We start from the raw sequence: 23,584 nt of genomic DNA, 5'->3' as shown, positions 1-23,584 counted from the left end.
AATTTTTAATAAAATTTAATTCAAAATTATTAATTCAATAATATTACCGTGCATTATTATTCAATTTTCCATAAATAATAAATAAGCTATTGTGAATCTTGAAAAAAAAATTAAATTTGTTGACATAATATTCAACCCTACCTAATATGGAACAATATAATATTGACCAGAAAATTCAGGAATTTATCGCTAAAATTGAGGCGAAAAATCCTAATGAACCGGAATTTTTACAGGCAGTAAAAGAAGTTGCCGTGACTGTAATTCCGTTTATTTTGACAAGAAAAGAATATACCGGCATGAAGCTGCTTGAAAGAATGGCTGAAGCTGAAAGAATTATTATTTTCAGAGTTCCATGGGTAGATGACAAAGGAGAAATTCAGGTAAACAGGGGTTTCAGAATTCAGATGAACTCTGCAATTGGACCTTATAAAGGAGGAATCCGTTTCCATCCTACTGTAAACCTTTCAGTACTTAAATTCCTTGCTTTCGAGCAGGTTTTCAAAAACTCTCTGACTACTCTTCCGATGGGAGGTGGAAAAGGAGGTTCAGACTTTGACCCACAAGGTAAATCTGATATGGAAGTGATGCGCTTTTGCCAGGCCTTCATGACAGAATTATGCAAACACATCGGTCCTGAAACAGACGTTCCTGCAGGAGACATCGGTGTTGGAGCAAGAGAAATCGGATATTTATTCGGTCAGTACAAGAAAATCAGAAACGAGTTTACCGGAGTTCTTACAGGAAAAGGTCTTGCTTACGGAGGTTCATTAATCCGTCCTGAAGCTACAGGTTACGGTGTTGTGTACTTCGCTGAGCAGATGTTAAAGACAATCGGACAGACTTTCAAAGATAAAATTGTTACCGTTTCAGGTTTTGGAAACGTAGCTTGGGGAGTTATCAAAAAAGTAAACGAATTGGGTGGAAAAGTGGTTACACTTTCCGGACCAGATGGATATGTTTACGATAAAGATGGTATCGACGGAGAAAAAATTGATTATTTACTAGAGCTGAGAGCTTCTGGAAATAACAGAGCTGAAGATTATGCTAAAAAATATCCGTCTGCAGAATTCCACGCTGGAAAACGTCCTTGGGAAGTAAAATGTGACGTGGCAATTCCTTCTGCAACCCAGAACGAACTTCACCTTGAAGATGCTAAATTATTGGTAGAAAACGGTTGTGTTTGTGTAACTGAAGCTGCGAACATGCCTTCAACATTAGATGCAATCAATTATTTCTTGGAAAATAAAGTTTTATTCTCTCCAGGAAAAGCTTCAAACGCAGGTGGTGTTGCAACTTCAGGTTTAGAGATGACCCAGAACTCAATCAGACTAAACTGGACTTCAGAAGAAGTTGACGCAAGATTAAAAGAAATCATGATCGGAATCCACAAAGCTTGTAGAGACTACGGTAAAGAGGAAGACGGCTACGTAAACTACGTAAAAGGTGCAAATATCGCTGGCTTCGTAAAAGTAGCAGAAGCAATGTTAGCTCAAGGAGTAGTATAAAATATAAAGGTCGGGAAATTCCCCGGCCTTTTTTCATAAAGCCTGTTCCCGGGGTTTAAATGGGAAAAAAGTAATAGTGAAAGTGAAAGCATTGAATGTCCAGTTCAATGCTTTTTTCTATTTTTATTAAAACATTCACAATGAAAAATATAGTCAAAAATTTTGAAGAGTATTTTCTTATTTTTCCGGAAGAAATACAGATGAAGCTTGAAGTTTTAAGACAAACCATTCAATCTCAAAATCCTGACTTTGAAGAATATATTGGTTACCAAATGCCTGCTTTTAAATACAAAAACAAACCTTTGGTGTACTTTGCTACCTACAAAAATCACATTGGTTTTTATCCGCTTCCTGAAGCATTAAAAGAATTTGAAAAAGATTCTATCGAAAGAAAATATAAATATTCGAAAGGTGCAGTACAGTTTCCGTTAAAAGAAGATTTGCCATTGGATTTGATTAAAAAAATTGTAAAATGGAGAATTAGAGAAATTGAAAATTTATAATAAATTACTCTTTGCGACATTTTCTAAATATGAAAGCATCTTTTTTATTTAGATTATCAATCTCTGCATTAAGCAAACTATCAATTTTATAAAATATTAATTTCTTATTTTGAACGTAGTTCTGATTAGTTTCACCAAAGCCATCTTTTTGAAAATCTTCTTCATGAAAGCTAATTGTAATTGGCTTGTTAAATTCATGTGCCAAAATATATTTTTTCAGAACATGATGAAAGACATAAACTTGATTACCTTCTATCGTTTTAAATTTATCAATTTTTTCATTCCTAAATTCTGAAAATGAGCGAACATAGAAACTGATAATATGATTTGACTTCAACTTAATCGGATAATAAACAGCATCGCCAACAACTTTTTGAATATAAGATATATTATCTTTCTTAAACAAAATATATTTTTCTTCTAATTCAGGACAATTACAATCTTTATTAATGTTTCTGCTTCCAAAATTCAATTTTATATAGATGATATAACTTTTCTCAATACTATCAAAATCTGATTCTTTTTCCAGCACAAATGAATTTTCAGCAACTTCTTTAGTTTTAATTTCTAGATTAGATGGATGTATTTTTGTTTTACAGCTCATAAACATAATACATCCTAAACAAAGAATTATAAAAGATCTCATCTTGAAATTTATGTAATAACTTTCGAAAGAATATTTAATTATCTACTTATTCACATTTTCCATCATCCTTTCCACAAACTCAAACGCAGCCGGGCAAATCACCGTATTTTTTACCATTAAATGATTGATCTGATAGATCTTTTTCCGATCTGTATGTGGATATTCACGGCAAGCTTTGGGGCGAACATCGTATATAGAACAAGTATTATCGTCATTTAGAAAAAAGCAAGGCAGATTCTGCAAAACTTTGTCATTATCTTCATCCGTCCGCAAAAATTTAGCTTCAAAATCAGCCTGTCTCATACGAAGATGCTTCGAAATGCGCTCAATATCTTTTTCAGTATAAAGCGGTCCTGTTGTTTTGCAGCAATTAGCGCATTGAAGGCAATCTATTTTCTCAAAAACCTCCGCATGCGTTTCCTGAGTAATGTAATCGAGATTTTTAGGTGGTTTTTTCTTTAAACCATCCAAGAATTTTTTATGCTCTTTCTGCTTTTGTAAAGCCTGCTTTTTGTATGCTTCTAAATTCATTACAGTTTTTCCGTATCAAAAACCGGCATTTCGGTTCTCTGATATGCATTAATTTTATCAAGATCCAAAACAGTTGAATCTTTCTCTTTGTCTGGATAATACATCGGGACAAACTTTGCCCCATAAATAATTTCTTCAGTTGCATAAGACGACCTCTGGACAACCGTATTTGAAAATACTTCATCAAATGCTCTTACATGAACAATAATTTCGATATTGGTATTCTTAAAATCATCTGCCGAAAATCCGAAAAAGGGAGAATTTTCGTCAATTTTATGTACGACTGTCCAGTTCAGAGCCAATGTACTGATTTTACTCAAATGAGTCTCTAACCGGTAAAAATTACTTTTCAGGATTTCTCCATCGTTAATTTCTATTGCAGCAGAAAGTGTAACATCAGCATCGGTTAAAGCATTATTTTTATAAGGAGCCAATCTGAACATCAATGCCGTAACACCCTGAAAAGGAGCAACCAACGCAATATCTGAAAATCTAAGATATGCTCTCGGCCTTGAAAATCTTCCATAAAACAAACCTGTTGCAATGGCAAAGGTAAGCAAACCTAAAAACGCTTCAAAAGTGGCCACTAAACTTGCCAAAAATCCAACGGGAGCAATTCTTCCGTAACCAACAGTAGTAAAAGTCTGCGAACTGAAAAAGAATACATCAATAAATTCATTCACAGGGTCGCTTTTATCAATCCCGGTAAGATGCTCTACCCCAATCAGATAATAAATAAAGGCAAAAATAAGGTTAATAAAAATATACATCACCACCAAATAGGTAATAAAACGAAATGATGACAGATTCAGCATGGTGTGATACCAGCTTAGCCTGTTGAAAACATTTACGCCTTTTCTTTTTACATTCGGAAGACCGTCTTTATTGATAAATCTTCCCGACGCACGATTTCCGAAGCCACTGTTTTCGGTGTTTTCCTGTCGAATCCTTTTTTTGAAACCTTTTGACATTCTTTAATTAGATCAATTGTGTTGTTTGTTTTAGCTTAAAAAGCTAAGAAAGCAGAATGCAAAGATAAAATATTGTTTTCATGAATCTTATCAATCCTATTATCTTCTTTTGGATTTAGAATTAAACTAAATTTGATGTATAATTTTTAGCTTAAATTAAAGATTTTCAAAAAATGAAAAATTTAGAATCGAGAGAAGACATAGAATTGCTTGTTAATTCTTTTTATAATAAAGTAATTAAAGATGAAACAATCGGTTTTTTCTTTAATGATATTGTGAAAGTAGATTGGGACAAACATTTACCCAAAATGTATTCATTCTGGGAAACCATTTTATTCGGACAGATGAGCTATAAAGGAAATCCGATGGCAGTACACTTCCCGATCAACCAAATGGAAGCAATGGAAAAAAGACATTTTGAAAAATGGCTTAAACTCTGGAAACAGACCGTCGAGGAAAATTTCACCGGCTATAATGCCTCGATGGCCATTACAAAGTCTGAAAATATTGCCAATTTAATGGCTTATAAAATGGAAATGGCGAGAAAACTCTAGCGTTTCGAGTTCCAATGTTCAAAGTGTAAAATTTAAAGTTATGGCACAATCACTGTAAAAATATAAGCTGCTAAATTCACAAGCAAAACAGTTCCATAAAGAATATTTGTTTTTCCGCGGCTTAATGAAAGCATTACAATAAAAACGGATAAAGTAAGCAGAATAATATCTTTTTTATCCAGACCTAAAACCAGCGGAATATCATACATAATACACACCACAGAAACCGCAGGAATACTTAATCCGATACTCGCCAAAGCCGAGCCTAAAGCCAGATTCAAACTCGACTGGATTTGATTGTTTCTTGCCGCTCTGATTGCCGCCAAACCTTCAGGTAAAAGAATAACCGCCGCTATAATCACTCCGACAAGCGATTTTGGCGCTCCGACACTCTGAACCATATCTTCGATCGTTTTCGAAAGTCCTTTTGCCATCAAAACCACAATAATTAAACAGATTACCAAAAAGAAAAAGCTGAAAATCGCCTGAGTTTTGTTGGGAGTATAATGCTCTTCCCCACTTTCTTCATCAGGAACAATGAAATAGTTTCGGTGTCTTACTGTCTGAACCATCAGAAAAACGCCATAAATAACCAAACATGCAATCGACACAAAAATTAATTGAGCATCATTATAAAAAGGTCCGTTTACGCTTGAGGTAAAATTAGGAAGTACCAAAGTAATCACCAAAATAGAAACAATACTTACAAGATAGGTTGTGGCAGAAGTACGGGCAAAAAACTGTTCGTAATATTTTACACCACCCACCAAAACACAGATTCCGATAATTCCGTTAAGAATTATCATGACGGCGGCAAAAACCGTATCTCGGGCTAAAGTAATAGCCTGTTCGCCTCCTGCAACCATCAAAGAGATAATCAGAGCCACTTCGATAATAGTGATACAGAGCGCCAAAATAATGGTTCCGTAGGGTTCTCCAACTTTATGGGCAACAACTTCCGCATGATGCACTGCAGATAAGACGCTTCCCGTTAAAAGAATCCCTGCAATAACATCGAAAACAACACCTGTTCCCATTAAATTCAGGAAGTAGTAAATTACTGCCAATACAGGAAAAATGTAAGTATAATGTAAAAAGTCTTTTAGCTTCATGGTGTCCCTAAAATACAAAAAATCTATGGAATTTGCAATCTTAAAAGAAAACATTAATAATATTTTAATTGAATTCAAGCTCAGAATTACTCTAATATTATTGATTTTCTTCAAAAAATTAACAGCAAAAAATACACCGCAACAAACTATATTCCCAATAATCTGAAAAGCTCATCTTTTTTAGTTATAGAAACAGAAATCGATTTTCCGATTAATAATTCAACCATATTCCCATTAATACTCCGAACAAAATCAAGATTTATAATGAATGAACGTTGAACTCTAAAGAACTTTTTTGAGGTTAAATTTTCCTCCATCAACGAAAGTGTCATCTGTGTAGAAAATGTTTCTGAAGTTGCAACAATATTCAGATAATCGCCTTGAGCTTCAATATATACAATTTCAGATAAAAGAATTTTAACAATTTTTCCTTCTGATTTTATAAAAATCTGATCACTTTTGCTTTCTGAAATTCTGGAATTTCTTCTTAAATCAATATAATCTTTAGCTTTTTGAACCGCTTTTAAAAACCGGTCGAATCGAACTGGTTTTACAAGATAATCTGTTGCTCCTGTATCAAAACCATCCAAAGCAAATTCACGATACGCCGTTATAAAAATAAAACCCGGAGGATTTTCTAAAGTTTTCAAAAGCTCAAGTCCGGTTATCTTTGGCATTTCAATATCACTGAAAATAAGATCTACCGGATTTCCTTTAATAAATATCATGGCTTCAACGGGATTTTCAAAAGTCCCGAGAATATTGAGGTAAGAAACTTCTTTTGCAAATGACTCTACCACATCTCTTCCAAGTGGCTCATCATCGATGATGATACAGTTTATCTTTTCCATTGTTGGGTTAAATCTATATTTAATTTCACAAAAAAAACATTTTCAGAGTCTGAAATTTCTAATTTATGACCTGAAGGATACAAAAGCTGTAGCCGTTTTTTTACATTTTCAAGACCGATTCCACCATGACTTTTCTTTTTTTCATCCACACTGAAATCATTCTTTACTTCAAAAATAAAACTTCCTTTCTCAATGCTTATTTTAAGCTCTAAAAATGCTGAATCACTTGACTTTAAACCATACTTAAAAGCATTCTCAATAAAAGTAAAAGTTAACAGCGGTGCAATTCTTAAACTCCTACAATCATTCTCAGAAGGAAATTCAAACTGAATATTTTTATCGGCTGAATAACGCATTTTTTCAAGCTCAGAATAGTTTTTTATAAATTCTACTTCTTTCCACAACTTTACTTTTTCCGTGTTCGATTCATATAAAGTATAGCTCATCGTATCTGAAAGATTGAGAATCACTTCCGGAACGACATTATCTTTTTTCAGACTTAAACTGTACAAATTATTCAGCGTATTAAATAAAAAATGAGGATTAAGCTGCGACTTCAAAAAATCTTTTTCAATATTAATATTCTCAATTTTCAACAGAGATTTCTGTTTTTGAATCTGAATGGTACGACTGTAAAGTTTAGAAATTTCAAACAAAATTTTCACAAAGAAAAATGGCGACAAAATCGAGATGATAATTATTGCCTGAGAAACCATTCTTTTTAAAGATATCGCTTCCCAAAATGTTTGATTAGCACTTGCTGCAATCGCTCCTTTCAATTCGCCATTTAAAATCTCAAATCCAAAATAATGATAGACCAATGAAAAAGAATAAGTTGACAAAAGCCAGATGATAACGAACACCGGAAAGCTGACAATTAAGCTTACAACCACGAAACCTAATGACTTTTTTAAAATTTTAGGCAGCAATCCGTAGAAGAAAATGTAAAACACAATCATGTTGACGACAGACATTCGAGCTGTAAGAATAAAACTGTTGAAATACGTGAGATGATAAGCCAATCGGTAACTTAAAAACAACAAAAATGCAAAACTTAACCACATTAAAGAATGCAGAACTATCCGTTTTTGAGGAGTATAAAATTTTTCAAAATTAAATTCTCCGATTTTCGCTGTAAAGTAGCCTGATATTTTTCTCTTTTGCATGATTTAATCTATAAAAAAGAAGCCCCAAAGATAGTTTTTTGAAGCTGTCTGACTCCTATTTATTATAAAATTCTGATAATTGCATTTATTGTGTTGATGGCATTATGACCTAAAACTGGAAATATCAGATTTCCGGAAAGTTTTCGCAGAATTCCCACACTTAGAGAAGAAATAACGGCTAAATAGAGAATTGTAATTAAATCAAATTTAAACTCATGATTTTCAGTTAACACAGCACCATGAGCTACTGCAAAAAGTACGGTAATGATTATGAATCCCCAACCAAACTTTACCCCTTTAAAATTCCAGTTTGGAACAAAAGCTTTATCAAGCATCCAAAACAAAATCCCTCTAAAAACCAATTCTTCCGTTAAACCAGGCATCGTCATCTGAAATACAAAAGTTTCCAAATCGAAATCGGCACCTTTTGGAAATAAGATCATTTTAAAAATAAAATCAAAAGCCAAAAAGCCGAGAAAAATAAAAATCCCTGATTTTAACTGGGTTTTAGAATTGATTTTTGTTGTAAAACCGATTGCTTCTCTCTCCGGTTTTGAAACCGAAAATATAACTGCCAAGGAAAGACATAAACTTAATATTTTTCCTATCCAGGCGAACTTTAAGCCTAAAAAATTTAAATCAAAATAAAGCCTTGATAAATGCTGAATATAACAATCTGCTAAAAAATAAAGAATGAAAAAGAAGAGATATTTGTAGTTGACCTTCTTAGATTTAAATAAAGCTAAAACAATGATAGGCAACACAATAAGAATCCAGATAAACGGTGTAAATAATGACATAACTGTTAATTTTTTGTCAAAAATATACTCCGATTCAAGCTTTTGAAAACTTTACCGACGGAAACCTTTATTTTACCGATGAAATTTTTGAAGTGATTTAAATGAGAAGAAATTTAATGACACCACAGCTCAAAATCCTGAAAATCCGTAAGCATATGAAAAAGCAAGCCAATTCCGATAATTCTTAAATTTCCTTTAAAAAACAGCAATAAAAAATAGACCGCAATCGCATAATAAGAATGTAAAAAGTGAAAACCTATACTCATTCTGTTCGGATCGAAAATAGGGTCTGCAAATAAATGGTCTAAATCAACAAGCATGGTTGCCAAAAGAATCAGATATACTTTTTTCCATTGATTGCGGTAAAAGACTAGGGCAATGACCGCAGGAAAAGCCAAATGTAAAAAGTAATGCGTACATGTTTTGAGTAAAGCGATTTCAGGAGGACACATTATTTATCTGAGAATTAAAGGATATTGATCTTTTTTAAACTTAATTTTCACAGTGCAATCTAAGTTTTTATTTCCGTAGAAAATATATTCAAGCCTGTTGAGAAACTTTTTATCTGAATCGCTTAAAGTTTTAAACGAAGAATATAGTAAAGGATTATTTTTAATAAAAATATAATTCTGATTTCTGTTTTCGTTCAACTTTAAATTGTTCATTTTTGATTTTATTGAAATCTCTTTTCCGTTTTTACTGATTAAATTAGGCTGAAAAGGAATTGCTGTAAACTGATTTTGTTTGTTAATCCATTTTTTATTTTGAAAATAATTCCAGGTTTTTTCAGAATTTGAAGTCTGCAAAAGAATATGATAACTTGGCTGAACGATTTTCTGATAGCTTATTTTTTCAATTTCATTAAAATTATCGTCGTAACCGTAGCTGATAATCGTATCGCTAACTTCTGCGATTTTAGCATTCATTTTCAGAGAATTAACAGATAGAGAATCATTTAAATTTTTATTAAAAACTGCTGCTATTTTTTTGACATTATCTTCATTCAACTCAGCTTCTAAAAACTCTGTCTTTTTTAGCAAATCTGAAATAAGTGATGAAAAATCTGTAGTATTTTGCTCATTTTTAATTTCAATCTCATCATCTTTTAAGTCGATTGAAAAATTCTGAGTCCGCAATTCTGAAATAAAAGAAATACTTCCCAAACCATCACTCACAAAAGAATCTGCATTCAGAACTTTATTTCTGAACTTTTGAGCAAGAGGTTTTCCGATGTTGTTAAAATGTAAATCTGAAGTTCCTATAATACATTTTTCACCTTCAATTTTAATAAAAAGCTGATTATTGTTAAACTTCCCATTTCCCGCATTAATAAACTTTCTATTTTTTAAAAATGCTGAAAATTTCGTTTGATCATTGATTTCGAAAACACAGTACCATTCGGAAATTTTTGTGTTTTTAAGATGGAAGATCTGCACAAAATCCGGAATTTTCAACCCTGAATCTGAAATAGAAATGCTTTTTTTATCGTTTGTCTTGTCTTCAAACCATTTCGAAGGATGCTTCAGAACACTGGAAATATATTGATTGGTTGCTTTTTTTACATCAATCAAAACCAGCATATCTGTATTCTCAGGAACGTATTTTAAGTCTTTATCTTTATGAAAAAACAGAAAATAAATACCTGCTGAAAACAAAATTGTGATGGCAAAAGCAATATATTTTTTCTTCATGAATTTCTTACGATATGTTTTGGCTAAGCCAATTTTGAATACAAATAATGTAAAACGGGCTAAAGCCCGTTTCTGTTGAATTTTTATAATGTATTAGATGGTTTGTGAGTAAGTGATGTTTGATAAATTTCATCAAACAAATCGAAGAAATACATCAGGCTGTTTTCAGAATTGGTTTTGATGTTGTAATTCATTTCCGTCTGAATACTTTGTCCTTTCACTTCCGTTTTAAAATACATTTCACCCACATATTTTTTCAGAATATCAAGAGTTCCTCTTTCAGATTTGCTTTTGAATTCTTTATCTAAGCCTATTAAAAGTTTCTGAATATTCAGTCTTCCCGACAAAGGATATTTTGTAGAATCTTTTATCCAGTCTTTAGAAATATCCGATTGATTTTGCGCCTTAATATTCTCTTTAGATGTTGTAAGATATACGACTCCACCTTTTACCGTGAAAAAAATCTGGTCCAGATATCCGTTTTTATTTTTTTCGTCTTTGAAAGTCAAAAAGTCGCCATCTTTAGAGAACTTTTTAGACATTTCCTTATTGCTGATCAGCATATCAAAAATACGTTTCCAATAGCCTTCGTTTTCCGTAGCAAATGCGAAAGTAAAATCAGGAACCATTACATCTTTGGTTTTCTTGATTTCTTTTTCATTGTAATTGTCGTCGTAATCGTAATCGGTGTATTCTACGTTTTTAGATTTTAATTCGTTCAGAACAAAAATTCCGTTTCCGGGAGCAATTTTGGCAATTGCTTCCTCATCCAGTGCAATCTTCATTGTTTCTACGATCAGCTCCAGTTCTTTCTGATACTCACCTTCTCCGGCTTCCTTCATCATGCTGTACATCATATCGAAATATTTATAACCATCGACGTTCATCACATAATAACTAACACTTTTATCATTGATAAGCGCTGCTAATTTTTTATTCTTTTTTCCTTTATAAACTTCAGAAATACTCTTTTGGGTAGATTGATTCTTATGCTGATAATTATTCACCAATCTCACTTTGTCTTTATCAAAATAAAGATTGTAAGCCGAGTTGGAATTATACATTTTCCCTAAAACACTGCTGAAATTAAACCCTCTGTAAAGCTGTTTATAAATTCCCTGATTAAAAATTTTCTCATAATCGGCATAAATGAAAGCATCTGAGCTGGCATCTCTGAAACTCAACATATCTTCCGGTACATTAATTTTAAGATTTGAACTGAAATATCGATTAAAAGAATCTTCAGCCAGTTTTTTTACGATTTTAAACTTTTCAATATTCAGCGAATCCATTTCTTTCTGAAATGCCGAATCAACCTCGTAGGGTTCTGTTTCATAATAATCATCCTGAGAAATCGGAGGCGGCATCACTTCCACTTTCGGAGCATAAGTAGAATCTTTTACTGCTTCTGCTGCTTCGTTCTTTTCTTCAGGATATTTGTGATGTTTTTCTAAGTATTTAATATCTTTCTGAAGCTTCAGAATTTCTGCATTATTATCTTTAATGTTTTGTTTTAAATACTTAATATCGTCTTTTAAATATTGAATTTCTTCTTTGTAATCAAAAGGTCTGGCTTCTTCAACATAAGCACTGTCTACTGCAACTGTTGCCGAACTATCGATTGCCACAACCGCACTATCAATTGCATAATCGCCATCCCATTTATAAGGTTTCTGATAACTGATCATGCTTAAAACAGCGTGTTTTTCATTCCATGCTACGAAAATATCGTTGTCAATATCAACATATGAATAATTGTTTTTTCGGGTTACTTCCTGTCCTTTTTTCTTTACAGAACTGATAAATTCCTGAAATTTTTCTTTATTCTCTAAAGTAAAATGGGTATTGTAAGACTTTACAGAATCATTAATTGTTGCATAATGATACTGAATCGCATCATACTTAATTCCTGTTTTGGAATAATCATTCCAGGATGCTTTTTTCTCTTTTTCGTTAATCTGTTTCAGGAACGGGTTGAACTTTTCCCAATTGACTTTTGAATTCAGCTGTTTTCCGTTGATTTCCATATAAAAAACAGCATCTTGTGGAATTTTCATACTGTTTTGAGCAGAAACAAGCATAAGTGCGGTAAAAAGAAGAAGAACAATTTGTGTTTTTAAAAGAATAGATTTCATATTAAGTATGATTATTGAAAGGTAATGTTATTTTGAATTGGCTTTTTTTGAAGAATGAAGTCCAGAATATTTCCATCCAGCTTTAAAGCTTTTTTATTGGGAGATAATTGATAAGCAGAATTCGATTGGGATTTTATGGTATTTTCAAACTGCAAAACCGATGTATACTTTGCATCATTGAAAACTTCTTTATCGGCTTTACTTAGTTTATCGTAATCGCTTTTAAAAGTATTGATCTTGTTTCTCGTAAAAGTTTTTTTGTCGGAACTCTGATTGTAAATCTGCGTAGGAACCATTTTGCCTAAAATATTTTTAGTTTTTAACATTTCTAAACCGGTATTGATGTTTTCAATTTTTTTGAAATTACAACTCAGTTTGATGATATAGTTATCAAAATCCATTGAAGTTTTTACATTGGAAATTCCGGGAACGTTTTTGAAAATTCTCGCTGCTTCATTGATCTTGCTTTCAATCTCAGCTTTTTTAGGAACTTTTTTACCGTTTATGGTTTCCATTTTTGAAATGGAAGCTAATCTGGTTTTGCTTTTACTGGCATTCACAATTATGGAATATTCTCCGCTTCCATTAGCTTTTACATTGACTTTATCTAAAATATCAAAGCAGCTCGTTAAAAGAAATAAAGGAATCAGCAGGAAAATCTGCCTGAAGTATTTTTTCATACGTTAGTGTTGAGAAACAAATTTACTTATTTTTAGCTTGACCGCTTCCAAAAGTGAAATCAATGATGTTTATATTTAAATTCTTCCTTTCAGATAATCCTGACGAAGATCTTCATCTAATTTTTCAATGGCGTAACGAAGGCAGGTTCTCGGCATTTCTTTGTAATATTGATTGAGATAAGAAATCAGTTCTGCTTCATTTTTATTTCCCATTTCTCTTAAAAGCCAACCGTTTGCTTTGTGCATCAAATCATGCGGATGATATAAATTTTGGGTAACAAATTCTTTTGTCAGTTCAAACGAACCTTTTTTCACGTAATGCATTGTTCCGACAACTGCTACTCTTTTATACCACATTTTATCGGAAGCCGCTAAATCCCGCAAAAGGCTTTCTTTCTGATTTTCAAAAGCATACCGACCTAAAATTTTATAACAACTCGTATCAACCAAATCCCAATTATTAACAAAATCAAGATTTTTCAGATAAAAATTAATGAGTTCTTCCTTTATAGCTGGCTCTTTTGTTTTTTCAAACTTGTGAATAAGCATAATTAAGGCAGTCAAACGGTGCTCGTGATAAGGAGAAGACAATAACTCGCCCAATTCTTCCAAGGATATTTTAGCGTAAAATTCTTTGGCAACGGCTCTCTGATCCGGAACTTTCACCCCTAAAAACAAATCGCCTTCGCCGTACTCTCCTTTTCCTGTTTTGAAAAATTTAGGAAAAAAAGCTGCTTTTTCGGGAATCGACAAAACAGCTAATGATTCTTTAATATCTTTTAGAATTGTCTTCATTGATTTATAGATAGTTAATAACCTTCTTCTAAAGCAATACTTTCCTGCTCTTTTTCTTCCTGAGCGATCTGATTCGGGTTTGCCACTTTTGCAATCGTAAGTCCCTGAACAATAATTGAAAACACAACCACACAATAAGTAATACTTAAAATAGAATCACTATATTCATTTTTCGGTATAGACATCGCCAAAGCGATGGAAACGCCGCCTCTAATTCCGCCCCAGAATAATACTTTTATGGTTTGCGGACTAAATCTTGTACGGAAAGACATAAATTTTGTTGGCCCCCAAATCGAAATAAATCTTGCTATTAAAACCACAATAATTGCCACAATTCCCGGAACGATGTAATGATTTAATTCTTTAATCATCAATAATTCAAACCCGATAAAAAGGAACAACACGGCGTTCAAAATTTCGTCAATCAGTTCCCAAAATTTAATCAGATAATCCTGCGTGATGGATTTCATTTTAAATTTAACATTAAAATTACCCATAAACAATCCCGCTGCAACCATCGTCAACGGACCGGAAACGTGCATTTGTCTCGCTACAAGATAACCTCCCATTACAACGGCAAGCGTTACCAAAACCGAGATAATGTAATCATCGACTTCACGCATCAATCTGGAAGTTACATACCCTAACACAACTCCCAGCAACAGGCCTCCTCCTGCTTCTTTTGCCAATAAAATGGCGATATTTTCAATTCCGAGATCTACTTCTTTCCCGATTGCCAATTGCAGAACAACCGTAAAAACGACAACCGCCATACCATCATTAAATAAAGATTCTCCAGCAATTTTTGTTTCTAATGACTTTGAAACGTTTGCCTGTTTTAAAACACTTAACACTGCAACCGGATCCGTAGGAGAAATCAACGCTCCGAAAACCAGACAGTAGATAAACGGAATATGCAATCCTATAAAGGGAAGCAAATAAAACATTCCGAAACCTACAATAAAAGTTGAAATAATAACTCCCGCCGTTGAAAAGATGAGAACTGGCCGGAACTGTTCTTTTAAATCGTTAATATTAATGTGAATTCCTCCCGCAAAAAGCAGGAAATTCAACATTGCTCCCATTAAAACTTCTGTAAAATCAATTCCGCTCATCAAATCATGCAAATGAGTGAAAGTTTTAGGTAAAAATTTCTCTCCAAAAAATACAAGAATGATAGAAACCACAATTGCAATGACCATAATCCCGATGGTACTCGGAAGCTTTAAAAATCTGTAATTTATATAGGCGAAAATAGATGCTAATACGATTAACGCTGAAAATGAATAGTATAACTCCAAAATTAAGTTTTTTATAAAAATTAAAAGTCCATGTAAAGAACTTTGATATAAATTGAATTGCTGTCTTTTGTCCAGACATCAATTACCGAATCCCTGTACGTTTTTGAATGTCTGGAATAATCCTGACCGACATTCAGAATATTGAGAAAAATATACTCGTCACCGACAGAATTGACGATAAAAGCAGTTTTTTCAGATTTTCCGTCCCCGGAAGTTCTGATGGCATTGGTGAGAATTCTCAATTGCGAAAGGTGATGCACAAAATCATCTACTTTTTTAGTCTGGTCATAAGCTCTGAGCAGAATAAGAATTACGTCAAGATTAGTAGGATCTTTTGTGTAAAGAATTTTTCCTTTTTTGATGCACTCTTCAAAATATCCCGCTTTAAATGAGTCTGCAAGATCTTTAAAATCATCATCTAAAGTCGAAACTTTATCATTTCTGAAATTTCTGCCGTAATACAGATGTCGTGCTTCGATACTGTCTATAGATTTAGGCATTCCTTTAAACTTGAAAATAAGTTTTTCGTAGTTGTAGTTTGATTTTTCGTTGCTCAGATTCTTCTCAATCTCCTTGAAATCAAGTTTCTGGCTAAATCCCAAAAACGGAATCATCAGAATAAAAAATAAGACTCTACATTTCATTAACTTTTATTTATCGTTTTCCTCTTCGTCGTTATCAAAATATTCAAAAAGGAAATCGTTGTAAGGAAATCTTGAAATATGAATCTTCATCACCTCATCGTAGATCAGCTTTTTCATCTCAGGAAAATTCTCTTTTGTTAAAGCGGAAATAAAAACAGTAGGATGTTTTGATTTTGCCATCCATGTTTTTTTCCATTCTTCCAGAGAAACGTTTTTCTTCGTACTTGGGGTAAGATCATCTTCATCTTTCTTTTCGTAGCTGAAATCATCAATTTTATTGAAAACCATAATCATCGGTTTCTGATGCGCATTGATTTCCATTAAAATCTGATTTACCGACTCGATATGATCTTCAAAACTTTCGTGTGAAATATCTACTACGTGAACCAAAAGATCAGCTTCGCGAACTTCATCCAATGTAGATTTGAAAGATTCTACCAATTGTGTTGGTAATTTTCTAATAAAACCAACCGTATCGGTTAAAAGGAACGGTAAATTCCCGATAACCACTTTTCTCACGGTGGTATCTAAAGTCGCAAACAGTTTATTTTCAGCAAAAACCTCAGACTTAGATAAAGCGTTCATTAAAGTTGATTTGCCTACGTTGGTATAACCCACTAAAGCTACACGAACAACTTTTCCGCGGTTATTCCGCTGAGTAGCCATCTGTTTGTCGATGGTTTTAAGCTTATCTTTCAACAAAGTAATCCGATCGCGAATAATCCTTCTGTCGGTTTCAATTTCTGTTTCTCCGGGACCACGCATACCGATTCCCCCTTTCTGTCTCTCAAGGTGAGTCCACATTCTGGTCAGTCGGGGAAGTAAATATTGGTATTGTGCCAATTCAACCTGAGTTCTTGCGTAAGAAGTCTGTGCTCTCTGAGCAAAAATATCAAGAATAAGGTTGGTTCTGTCTAAAATTTTCACCTCAACTTCCCTTTCAATATTTTTAAGCTGGGAAGGAGATAATTCGTCATCGAAAATAATGGTTCCGATCTCGTTTTCTTTGACGTATTCTTTTATTTCCTGAATCTTTCCGCTTCCTACAAATGTTTTGGAATCGGGCTGGGTTAATTTCTGAGTAAAACGGCGATCTACGCTAGCTCCGGCTGTGTAAGCAAGAAACTCAAGCTCGTCCATATATTCTGTCAGTTTATCTTCATCCTGTTGTTGTGTCACAACGCCTACCAAAACTGCTCTTTCGTAATTATGCTGTTTCTTTTCTAACATTAAAGTCTATATAATTTATGAGATTTACAAGATAACATTTTTATAGGTTAAATGCAAACTAAGATCCAAAAACAGGAAAAACACCTTTTTAAATTCAGTTTTTTACCTCTTACAAATCCCTCTCCTTCCACACTACCTTTACATCGTAAAAAATTCATTTACAGAGTATAAACTCAAAAACAATTTTTAATAACCTAAAATAAATAACATGAAAAGAACTTTTACCTACTGTTTCTTTTTGATTCCCGGGATTTGCTTTACGATAAGTGCCCAAAAAGCAGTTCTTGCCACAGGATCAAATGCAACAGGAAGCAATGGCTCTCTTTCTTACAGTGTAGGACAAATCGACTACTACAATAAAGGAAGCAACAGCCAAGTGATGGAAGGTGTACAACAGGCTTATGAAATTATTACTCTTTCTACCACCGAAACTTCAGCAGCAGACAGAAATGACATTTTATTGTACCCGAATCCTTTTAAAGACTTTGTTTTTCTGGATTTTACTACAAACGATTACAAAAATTCTGAATATCAGCTTTTTGATTCTTCAGGAAAACTATTAAAAGAAGAAAAAATAAAAGAATCGAAATCGGAATTCAATTTCTCTGAACTTCCATCAGCTATGTACATCATCAGAGTAAACAGGGATGGAAAAAACCTAAAAACATTTAAAATAATTAAAAAATAATATCATGAAAAAAATTTTACTAACCGTAGGAATTTTGTTGGGCTGTCATTTGGTTTCAGCTCAGACTCCGGAAAAAATGAGTTATCAGGCAGTAATGCGAAACAGTTCCGGGCAATTATTAATCAACCAGAATATTGGCGTGAAAGTGAGTGTGCTTCAGGGGTCACCGGCAGGAACTGCAGTTTATTCAGAGAGATTAACAGGCACTACCAATACAAACGGGTTGGTAAGTCTGGAAATAGGCTCAGGAACAGTACTTTCTGGAACTTTTTCAACCATAAACTGGGCATCGGGAAATTATTATTTAAAAACAGAAACCGATCCTACAGGTGGAACTAGCTATACCATTGCAGGAACCAGCCAACTGTTAAGCGTTCCGTATGCAATGTATGCAAAAACTTCGGGAAGCTCGGGCGGAAGTTTTACTTTGCCTTATATTGCATCAGTAAATAATGCAAACACATTATTTTCAATTAACAATGACGGAGACGGAACTTCTTTAGAGGGAACTAACAACACAACTACATCAAGTATAGCTTCAGTAAGAGGAATTGTAAGCCAAACTGCTCCTGGAGGATTTTCTTCTGCAGTTCGTGGAATCAATAACGGAACAGGAGGTTTAGGAATCGGAACTTGGGGAAGTCAAAACGGAAGCGGATGGGGAGTGTATGGTGTAACTCCTGCTGGACTTGGAGTTTACGGAAATGCTTCAGGTGCAGGAACGGGAGTTTACGCAAATAGTAATACAGGAACAGGTTTAACAGCAACAAGCACAAACGGAATTCCTGCTTCAATTTCAATTTTCAACAACGCCAACAACAATAACGCACTTAATGTGAACTCTGTAGGTAACGGAACTGTAGTAAACGTCTCTACGACAGGAAACGGAACCGGAGTTTTGAGTTCAACAGAAAGTGGTTTTGCAGTACACGGAATAACCAGCGCTCAATCTTCTGCAGGGATAATTGGAGATAACAACAGTGCAGGAGAAGCTGTTGTAGGAAGAACAACAAGTGATATTGCAGGAGCGGTAGTCGGAAGAAATGATGGTGGTGCTTATGGCGTAAGAGGTTTTATTGCGACCAATACAACAGGAACCGGAGTAGGTGTTTTGGGACAAGTAGGTATCGGCGGCAGCAAAGGTCGTGCAGGAAGATTTCAAAACTTAAATTCATCCAACAACAAAAACACTTTTGAGGTAGAAACAAACAGTAATGGTAATATTCCGGACAATACAGAAGGCAATGCCTCATCCTTTTTAGTTGATAATACGAATAGTGTTGCAGCTGCGGTACGAGGAGAAGTAAAAACTATTTTCGGAAACTTCGGAGCTGCAGGTATATTTGGTGTCTCTTCCGGAACTGGAGGTTTTGCAGGATTATTTCACGCTTCCAATCCTGCCGGAAACGGAAATGCATTAGTTGCTATTACCGATGGAAACGGAAATGCAATTACAGCCAATGCCAGTAAAGACGGAAATGGTGTCGAAACCAATATCGACGGTGCCGGAAATGCACTTTACGCATGGGTTCCTAGTTTTGCCACAGGTCGTGCAGGAAAATTCAATATTTTTAATACCTCAAATACAAGCGACGTAATCACTGTAACCACCGTAGGAAACGGAATTGCAGGAAACTTCAAAGTAGACAGAACGACAGGAACATCACCCGCAGTAAAAGGTGAAGTAAATTCTCAGTTTGCCAATTTCGGAACAGCAGGTATTTACGGAATTTCTTCCGGAACAGGAGGATACGCAGGTTTATTTCACGCCTCTAATACTACCGGAAACGGACCTGCATTACTTGCAATAGCTGACGGAAACGGAAATGCAATTACAGCTAATGCATCAAATGGTGGTGACGGCATAGAAGCAACGATAGATGGATCCGGTAATGCTATTTATGGATGGGTGCCTAACTTCGCAACAGGCAGAGCAGCAAGATTTACGAATTTTAATACAAGCAACACCAACCCTGTAATTACCGCAGAACAACGAAGTGGAGGAAGCATTGCCATTTTCAGAGCAGGAAGTACACCGGCAAACGTAGCCCGTATAGATGCCACCGGAAAAGGATTCTTCAACGGAGGAACTCAAAATAGCGGAGCCGATCTTGCAGAAGCTTTTGATGTGGAAGGAAACTCTGCTGAATACGAACCGGGAGACATTTTAATTATTTCGACAGATTCGGACAGAACAGTTGAAAAATCTTCAAAACCATACTCTAATCTTGTAGCCGGAGTTTACGCTACCAAACCGGGAGTTCTTCTTACCGAGGAAAACATCGAATCAGAATTAATCGGAAAAGTTCCAATGGGTGTAATCGGTGTGATTCCCACTAAAGTTTGTCTGGAAGGAGGAAAAATAGAAAGAGGAGATCTTATTGTTACCTCATCCCAATCCGGTGTTGCCATGAAAGCCAATCTTAAAAAAGTAAAAATCGGACAGGTAATCGGGAAAGCACTTCAGGATTATGACCAAAACGGAATCGGAAAAATAAAAGTATTAGTCAACATTAAATAACCATCTCATGAAATCACTATATATCATCGCATTATTTACATTAAGTATAAATGCATACGCTCAGGATTCAAAGCAAAAAACAGAACTGCAGGAAGCTGTATATCTTAAAGAATCAAAGGAATTTGAAGCTAAAATGATGAAGGAAGCCGAAGCCAGATCAGCAGAAAAAAGATCAACAACATTGGCATCTGAGCAGGGACTTGAGGTAAAAAACAAATCATCTCAAACTCAATCTGAAGTCAATAATTCCGGTAAACTATTACCAAACACGGTTTCGTTGCAAGAAGTTTTAGCATCGATTCCAGGTCGACAACCCAGAAGAAACAGCGTAACAAGCAACGTAAAACCTAATGTAGCAGGAATACCAAATACCGCGACGTTAGAAGAAATTAAAAAAACTATTCCTAAAAACTAATAATGATTTTTTAATTTTGATAAAGCCTGCATTTTTTGCAGGCTTTATTTTTTTAATCCCAGTCTGCCGCAATAAATTTCATTTTATTTCCTTTATCATCGAAAAGCGTGAGAAAATGACCTTCAATTTGATAATTCGTCATAGCTTCAAAGGCTTTTACAAATTTTGTTTCCAGTTCCATATCCTGACAAGCCATTAAAGTGCTCCCTACTCCGGAAATTTTCACTTTATTTTTAGATTTAAATTCAGAATTAAAAAACATTCTGTTGCATCCCATAAATGCAGTTCCTCTTATTTTCTTATCCTTTATCTCTGCAGTAAGGTTGATTTCAGCCTTATTTTTCATAAGCTGTTCTTTCGTAAACGAATCAAAAGAAACCATCATCCATTGTCTTTGGATATGCTCGTCTTTCATTTTCACCGAGGAGCAATTTGAGATCAAAAGCAAACAAATAGCTCCAGTTAATATTGTTAAAAATTTATTCATAACTCACCGACACCCATTTTCGTACCATTTGAATATTAAATACCGTAAAAATTAGTAAATTAGCCCCACTAAAATTATTTTAAAAAATGAAAAGAATATTTTTACTATTCACTTTCTTACTAGGCTTTGCCCAAATGAGGGCAGACGAAGGGATGTGGCTGTTGATGCTCATCAAACGACTTAATGGTGTTGATATGCAGAAAGAAGGTCTGCATCTTACACCTGAAGAGATTTATTCTGTAAATAATTCAAGCTTAAAAGATGCGATCGTAAGCTTTGGAGGATTCTGTACAGGAGAAATTGTTTCAGACAGAGGATTGATCTTCACCAACCACCACTGTGGTTACGGTGCTGTTGCAGCTGCTTCAACTCCGGAAAAGGATTACCTGAAAAACGGTTTCTGGGCAATGAAAGACAAAGATGAGTTTAATGCTAAAGATCTTTACGTAAGATTTTTGGTAAGAATGGATGATGCTACACAAAGAATCAATTCAAAATTAAACGAAAATATGTCTGCAGCTGACAGAAAAGCTGTAATTGAAGCTGAAACGAAAGCAATTCAGACAGAAAATTCTGAAAACGGAAAATATACCGTAGTAGTAAAAGACTTCTTCAATGGAAACGAGTTCTACTATTTCGTTTATCAGGATTATAAAGATATCAGATTGGTAGGCGCACCGCCATCATCAATCGGAAAATTTGGTGGAGATACAGACAACTGGGAGTGGCCAAGACATACAGGAGACTTTACCGTATTCAGAGTATATGCTGATGCAGCAGGAAACCCTGCCGAATTTAAGCCTACAAATGTTCCTTTGAAGCCTAAACACTTCTTACCTGTTTCTCTTAAAGGTGTAAAACCCGGAGATTTCTCAATGATTTTAGGATATCCCGGAAGAACAAACCGTTATCTGACTTCTTACGGAATTGAGCAAATGGTTACTAAAGACTATCCGGCTTGGGTAGAAGCTTCTAAAATGGCGATGGACGTGATGAAGAGATTTATGGATAAAGATAAAGCGACTCAGCTTAACTATGCTTCTCAATATGCAAGTGTTGCAAACTACTGGAAGAACAGACAGGGCACAATCGATGCCGTTGAAAAAAACGGAACAATTACCGACAAAAGAGAAATTGAGAAAAGATACAAAGACTGGTCTTATGAGCCGGGTAATGAAATGTATGATGGTGTTTTAGAACAAATTCAGACGTATTACCAACAAGTTTCTGACAGAAACGTAGAAAGAAACTATGCGTCTATATTAACCAGAAACGCAAAGTATATCTCTATTGCTTACCAGCTTGCTCCAATGTTGGATTCTTATGCAAAACAAGATTTGGCAGGAAGATTAGCCATGAAATCTAAATTGGAAGATGCCGTAAAAAATACGTATGAAAATATCAATACAGATCTTGAAGGAGAAATGCTTAATTCTTTGGTAAATCTTTATCAAACTAAAGTAAATAAAGATGTTGCTTCGCCTACATTAATGGCTTTGGATGCTAAAAATCTTTCTACAGTAGCTTACTCTTCTCTGTTCGCTAACAAAACATCGGTAAGCAATTATATTGCAAATCCTGATCGCTTGAAACTTGATTCTGACCCACTTTTAAAAATCGCAAGAGGTATTTCTGCTGATCAGAAAGCTTCTAGTGAAAGATTTGTGAAAGTTGATGATAATTTTGCGAAAAATAACCGTCTTTTCTTAGCTGGTCTGATGAAAGCAATGCCTGAGAAAAAATTCTATCCGGATGCAAACTCTACGATGAGATTAACATACGGAACTGTGGCAACTTTACCAATCAGAACCGACAGAAATTATTTCGGAATTACCGATAATTATTATACAGATATGACCGGTCTTGTAGGAAAATACAAAGCAGGTGACGAAGAATTTGACCTTCCACAGAGAGTTATTGCTCTTCACAATGCTAAAGACTATGGTATGTATGCTGATAAAGCAGGATATATGCCTGTAAACTTCCTTTCAGACAACGATATTACAGGGGGTAACTCTGGTTCTCCGGTAATCGATGCAGACGGAAACCTTATCGGTATCGCATTCGACGGAAACAGTGAAGCGTTAAGTGGAGACATCGTTTTCGAAGAAGAATGGCAGAAAACAATTAACGTAGACATCCGTTTCGTACTTTGGACGATCGACAAATTTGCAGGCGCAAGAAGATTGGTAGATGAATTGAAATTGGTAAAGGATGAAAATACTCCTGCCGATACAGGTGCATCAAAAATCAGAACAGCTACTCCGGCAAAAAAGAAAAAGAAATAATTTTTTCTTATATACAAATCAGAAACCGCGGAATTTTATTCTGCGGTTTTTTATTGTTAAAATCGTCAAG

Annotated in this window: 23 protein-coding genes; 7 read left to right on the top strand and 16 right to left on the bottom strand. The window is 34.5% G+C overall.

The features are described from left to right. Window positions 1-146: 146 nt before the first annotated feature. Both gdhA and ACR1PN_RS08060 read left to right on the top strand, forming a co-directional pair. Complete coding sequence (gene gdhA, locus ACR1PN_RS08065; RefSeq protein WP_378175960.1) at window positions 147-1,505, top strand: NADP-specific glutamate dehydrogenase; 1,359 nt, start codon at window positions 147-149, stop codon at window positions 1,503-1,505. A 140-nt stretch (window positions 1,506-1,645) separates the two neighbouring features. Next, window positions 1,646-2,008: an iron chaperone gene (locus ACR1PN_RS08060; protein ID WP_433979618.1), complete on the top strand. Its 363-nt coding sequence runs from the start codon at window positions 1,646-1,648 to the stop codon at window positions 2,006-2,008. A gap of 4 nt (window positions 2,009-2,012) precedes the next feature. On the opposite strand, the gene ACR1PN_RS08055 is transcribed toward ACR1PN_RS08060, so the two are convergent. The 3 genes from ACR1PN_RS08055 to ACR1PN_RS08045 are packed head-to-tail and all read right to left on the bottom strand — an operon-like array spanning window position 2,013 to window position 4,156. Further along, window positions 2,013-2,654, bottom strand: coding sequence for a hypothetical protein (locus tag ACR1PN_RS08055; RefSeq protein WP_433979617.1), 642 nt, complete (start codon window positions 2,652-2,654; stop codon window positions 2,013-2,015). A 42-nt stretch (window positions 2,655-2,696) separates the two neighbouring features. Then, complete coding sequence (locus tag ACR1PN_RS08050; RefSeq protein WP_433979616.1) at window positions 2,697-3,185, bottom strand: YkgJ family cysteine cluster protein; 489 nt, start codon at window positions 3,183-3,185, stop codon at window positions 2,697-2,699. Then, the gene (locus ACR1PN_RS08045) at window positions 3,185-4,156 is read right to left on the bottom strand and encodes an ion channel (protein WP_433979615.1); all 972 of its coding nucleotides are present in this window, start codon (window positions 4,154-4,156) and stop codon (window positions 3,185-3,187) included. The genes ACR1PN_RS08050 and ACR1PN_RS08045 overlap by 1 nt, the downstream gene beginning before the upstream one ends. 173 nt (window positions 4,157-4,329) lie before the next feature. Here ACR1PN_RS08045 and ACR1PN_RS08040 point away from each other — a divergent pair, with 173 nt between their 5' ends. Then, the gene (locus tag ACR1PN_RS08040; RefSeq protein WP_433979614.1) at window positions 4,330-4,710 is read left to right on the top strand and encodes a group III truncated hemoglobin; all 381 of its coding nucleotides are present in this window, start codon (window positions 4,330-4,332) and stop codon (window positions 4,708-4,710) included. A 38-nt stretch (window positions 4,711-4,748) separates the two neighbouring features. Here ACR1PN_RS08040 and ACR1PN_RS08035 read toward each other — a convergent pair whose 3' ends face one another. The 12 genes from ACR1PN_RS08035 to hflX all read right to left on the bottom strand — a co-directional run bounded on the left by ACR1PN_RS08035 (window position 4,749) and on the right by hflX (window position 17,115). Continuing rightward, complete coding sequence (locus ACR1PN_RS08035) at window positions 4,749-5,822, bottom strand: calcium:proton antiporter (RefSeq protein WP_378177597.1); 1,074 nt, start codon at window positions 5,820-5,822, stop codon at window positions 4,749-4,751. Window positions 5,823-5,968: 146 nt separating this feature from the next. Next, a complete protein-coding gene (locus ACR1PN_RS08030) occupies window positions 5,969-6,673 on the bottom strand; it encodes a LytR/AlgR family response regulator transcription factor (RefSeq protein WP_433979613.1) in 705 nt (234 codons plus the stop codon). Beyond that, a complete protein-coding gene (locus ACR1PN_RS08025) occupies window positions 6,661-7,839 on the bottom strand; it encodes a sensor histidine kinase (protein WP_433979612.1) in 1,179 nt (392 codons plus the stop codon). The genes ACR1PN_RS08030 and ACR1PN_RS08025 overlap by 13 nt, the downstream gene beginning before the upstream one ends. A 62-nt stretch (window positions 7,840-7,901) precedes the next feature. Further along, entirely contained in the window at window positions 7,902-8,639 is a 738-nt protein-coding gene (locus ACR1PN_RS08020; RefSeq protein ID WP_433979611.1) for a CPBP family glutamic-type intramembrane protease, read from the bottom strand. A 113-nt stretch (window positions 8,640-8,752) separates the two neighbouring features. Further along, window positions 8,753-9,091 carry a DUF6122 family protein gene (locus ACR1PN_RS08015; RefSeq protein WP_433979610.1) on the bottom strand — a complete coding sequence of 113 codons (339 nt, stop codon included), beginning with the start codon at window positions 9,089-9,091 and terminating at the stop codon, window positions 8,753-8,755. A gap of 3 nt (window positions 9,092-9,094) precedes the next feature. Next, window positions 9,095-10,330, bottom strand: a complete 1,236-nt coding sequence (locus tag ACR1PN_RS08010; RefSeq protein ID WP_433979609.1) for a hypothetical protein — start codon at window positions 10,328-10,330, stop codon at window positions 9,095-9,097. An 83-nt stretch (window positions 10,331-10,413) separates the two neighbouring features. Continuing rightward, complete coding sequence (locus tag ACR1PN_RS08005; protein ID WP_433979608.1) at window positions 10,414-12,465, bottom strand: hypothetical protein; 2,052 nt, start codon at window positions 12,463-12,465, stop codon at window positions 10,414-10,416. Between the two features lie 11 nt (window positions 12,466-12,476). Continuing rightward, a complete protein-coding gene (locus ACR1PN_RS08000; RefSeq protein ID WP_433979607.1) occupies window positions 12,477-13,145 on the bottom strand; it encodes a hypothetical protein in 669 nt (222 codons plus the stop codon). A gap of 75 nt (window positions 13,146-13,220) precedes the next feature. Further along, window positions 13,221-13,940: a DNA alkylation repair protein gene (locus ACR1PN_RS07995; protein WP_433979606.1), complete on the bottom strand. Its 720-nt coding sequence runs from the start codon at window positions 13,938-13,940 to the stop codon at window positions 13,221-13,223. Between the two features lie 14 nt (window positions 13,941-13,954). Continuing rightward, window positions 13,955-15,241 (bottom strand): cation:proton antiporter, encoded by a 1,287-nt coding sequence (locus tag ACR1PN_RS07990; RefSeq protein WP_433979605.1) that lies wholly within the window; start codon window positions 15,239-15,241, stop codon window positions 13,955-13,957. Window positions 15,242-15,261: 20 nt separating this feature from the next. Further along, on the bottom strand, window positions 15,262-15,885 hold the full coding sequence (locus ACR1PN_RS07985; protein ID WP_433979604.1) for a DUF4919 domain-containing protein: 624 nt from the start codon (window positions 15,883-15,885) through the stop codon (window positions 15,262-15,264). A gap of 6 nt (window positions 15,886-15,891) precedes the next feature. Further along, window positions 15,892-17,115 carry a GTPase HflX gene (gene hflX, locus ACR1PN_RS07980; RefSeq protein ID WP_378175914.1) on the bottom strand — a complete coding sequence of 408 codons (1,224 nt, stop codon included), beginning with the start codon at window positions 17,113-17,115 and terminating at the stop codon, window positions 15,892-15,894. A gap of 208 nt (window positions 17,116-17,323) precedes the next feature. Here hflX and ACR1PN_RS07975 point away from each other — a divergent pair, with 208 nt between their 5' ends. The 3 genes from ACR1PN_RS07975 to ACR1PN_RS07965 are packed head-to-tail and all read left to right on the top strand — an operon-like array spanning window position 17,324 to window position 20,739. Beyond that, entirely contained in the window at window positions 17,324-17,803 is a 480-nt protein-coding gene (locus tag ACR1PN_RS07975) for a T9SS type A sorting domain-containing protein (protein WP_433979603.1), read from the top strand. A gap of 4 nt (window positions 17,804-17,807) precedes the next feature. Further along, on the top strand, window positions 17,808-20,324 hold the full coding sequence (locus ACR1PN_RS07970; protein WP_433979602.1) for a beta strand repeat-containing protein: 2,517 nt from the start codon (window positions 17,808-17,810) through the stop codon (window positions 20,322-20,324). 7 nt (window positions 20,325-20,331) lie between these two features. Then, window positions 20,332-20,739: a hypothetical protein gene (locus tag ACR1PN_RS07965; protein WP_433979601.1), complete on the top strand. Its 408-nt coding sequence runs from the start codon at window positions 20,332-20,334 to the stop codon at window positions 20,737-20,739. 52 nt (window positions 20,740-20,791) lie between these two features. Here the strand turns inward: ACR1PN_RS07965 and ACR1PN_RS07960 are convergent, their stop codons facing one another. After that, the gene (locus tag ACR1PN_RS07960) at window positions 20,792-21,154 is read right to left on the bottom strand and encodes an META domain-containing protein (RefSeq protein WP_378175901.1); all 363 of its coding nucleotides are present in this window, start codon (window positions 21,152-21,154) and stop codon (window positions 20,792-20,794) included. 158 nt (window positions 21,155-21,312) lie between these two features. Here ACR1PN_RS07960 and ACR1PN_RS07955 point away from each other — a divergent pair, with 158 nt between their 5' ends. Beyond that, entirely contained in the window at window positions 21,313-23,514 is a 2,202-nt protein-coding gene (locus ACR1PN_RS07955) for a S46 family peptidase (protein ID WP_433979600.1), read from the top strand. Window positions 23,515-23,584: the final 70 nt, after the last annotated feature.

The sequence above is a fragment of the Chryseobacterium sp. RLHN22 genome, from assembly GCF_051011795.1.
Taxonomy (GTDB): Bacteria; Bacteroidota; Bacteroidia; order Flavobacteriales; family Weeksellaceae; genus Chryseobacterium; species Chryseobacterium zhengzhouense.
Note: the sequence above shows the minus strand (reverse complement) of the source record. Positions and strands in the feature narration are given on the sequence as shown.

What these genes read in the sequence shown, in the direction of transcription:
- ACR1PN_RS08055 (WP_433979617.1), bottom strand. Translation starts at nt 2,654, where the DNA reads ATGAGATCTTTTATAATTCTTTGTTTAGGATGTATTATGTTTATGAGC.
- ACR1PN_RS07970 (WP_433979602.1), top strand. Translation starts at nt 17,808, where the DNA reads ATGAAAAAAATTTTACTAACCGTAGGAATTTTGTTGGGCTGTCATTTG.
- ACR1PN_RS07995 (WP_433979606.1), bottom strand. Translation starts at nt 13,940, where the DNA reads ATGAAGACAATTCTAAAAGATATTAAAGAATCATTAGCTGTTTTGTCG.
- ACR1PN_RS08040 (WP_433979614.1), top strand. Translation starts at nt 4,330, where the DNA reads ATGAAAAATTTAGAATCGAGAGAAGACATAGAATTGCTTGTTAATTCT.
- ACR1PN_RS08050 (WP_433979616.1), bottom strand. Translation starts at nt 3,185, where the DNA reads ATGAATTTAGAAGCATACAAAAAGCAGGCTTTACAAAAGCAGAAAGAG.
- ACR1PN_RS08015 (WP_433979610.1), bottom strand. Translation starts at nt 9,091, where the DNA reads ATGTGTCCTCCTGAAATCGCTTTACTCAAAACATGTACGCATTACTTT.
- ACR1PN_RS08045 (WP_433979615.1), bottom strand. Translation starts at nt 4,156, where the DNA reads ATGTCAAAAGGTTTCAAAAAAAGGATTCGACAGGAAAACACCGAAAAC.
- ACR1PN_RS08005 (WP_433979608.1), bottom strand. Translation starts at nt 12,465, where the DNA reads ATGAAATCTATTCTTTTAAAAACACAAATTGTTCTTCTTCTTTTTACC.
- ACR1PN_RS08035 (WP_378177597.1), bottom strand. Translation starts at nt 5,822, where the DNA reads ATGAAGCTAAAAGACTTTTTACATTATACTTACATTTTTCCTGTATTG.
- ACR1PN_RS07955 (WP_433979600.1), top strand. Translation starts at nt 21,313, where the DNA reads ATGAAAAGAATATTTTTACTATTCACTTTCTTACTAGGCTTTGCCCAA.
- ACR1PN_RS08010 (WP_433979609.1), bottom strand. Translation starts at nt 10,330, where the DNA reads ATGAAGAAAAAATATATTGCTTTTGCCATCACAATTTTGTTTTCAGCA.
- ACR1PN_RS08020 (WP_433979611.1), bottom strand. Translation starts at nt 8,639, where the DNA reads ATGTCATTATTTACACCGTTTATCTGGATTCTTATTGTGTTGCCTATC.
- ACR1PN_RS07975 (WP_433979603.1), top strand. Translation starts at nt 17,324, where the DNA reads ATGAAAAGAACTTTTACCTACTGTTTCTTTTTGATTCCCGGGATTTGC.
- gdhA (WP_378175960.1), top strand. Translation starts at nt 147, where the DNA reads ATGGAACAATATAATATTGACCAGAAAATTCAGGAATTTATCGCTAAA.
- ACR1PN_RS07960 (WP_378175901.1), bottom strand. Translation starts at nt 21,154, where the DNA reads ATGAAAGACGAGCATATCCAAAGACAATGGATGATGGTTTCTTTTGAT.
- ACR1PN_RS08025 (WP_433979612.1), bottom strand. Translation starts at nt 7,839, where the DNA reads ATGCAAAAGAGAAAAATATCAGGCTACTTTACAGCGAAAATCGGAGAA.
- hflX (WP_378175914.1), bottom strand. Translation starts at nt 17,115, where the DNA reads ATGTTAGAAAAGAAACAGCATAATTACGAAAGAGCAGTTTTGGTAGGC.
- ACR1PN_RS08060 (WP_433979618.1), top strand. Translation starts at nt 1,646, where the DNA reads ATGAAAAATATAGTCAAAAATTTTGAAGAGTATTTTCTTATTTTTCCG.
- ACR1PN_RS08000 (WP_433979607.1), bottom strand. Translation starts at nt 13,145, where the DNA reads ATGAAAAAATACTTCAGGCAGATTTTCCTGCTGATTCCTTTATTTCTT.
- ACR1PN_RS07965 (WP_433979601.1), top strand. Translation starts at nt 20,332, where the DNA reads ATGAAATCACTATATATCATCGCATTATTTACATTAAGTATAAATGCA.
- ACR1PN_RS08030 (WP_433979613.1), bottom strand. Translation starts at nt 6,673, where the DNA reads ATGGAAAAGATAAACTGTATCATCATCGATGATGAGCCACTTGGAAGA.
- ACR1PN_RS07985 (WP_433979604.1), bottom strand. Translation starts at nt 15,885, where the DNA reads ATGAAATGTAGAGTCTTATTTTTTATTCTGATGATTCCGTTTTTGGGA.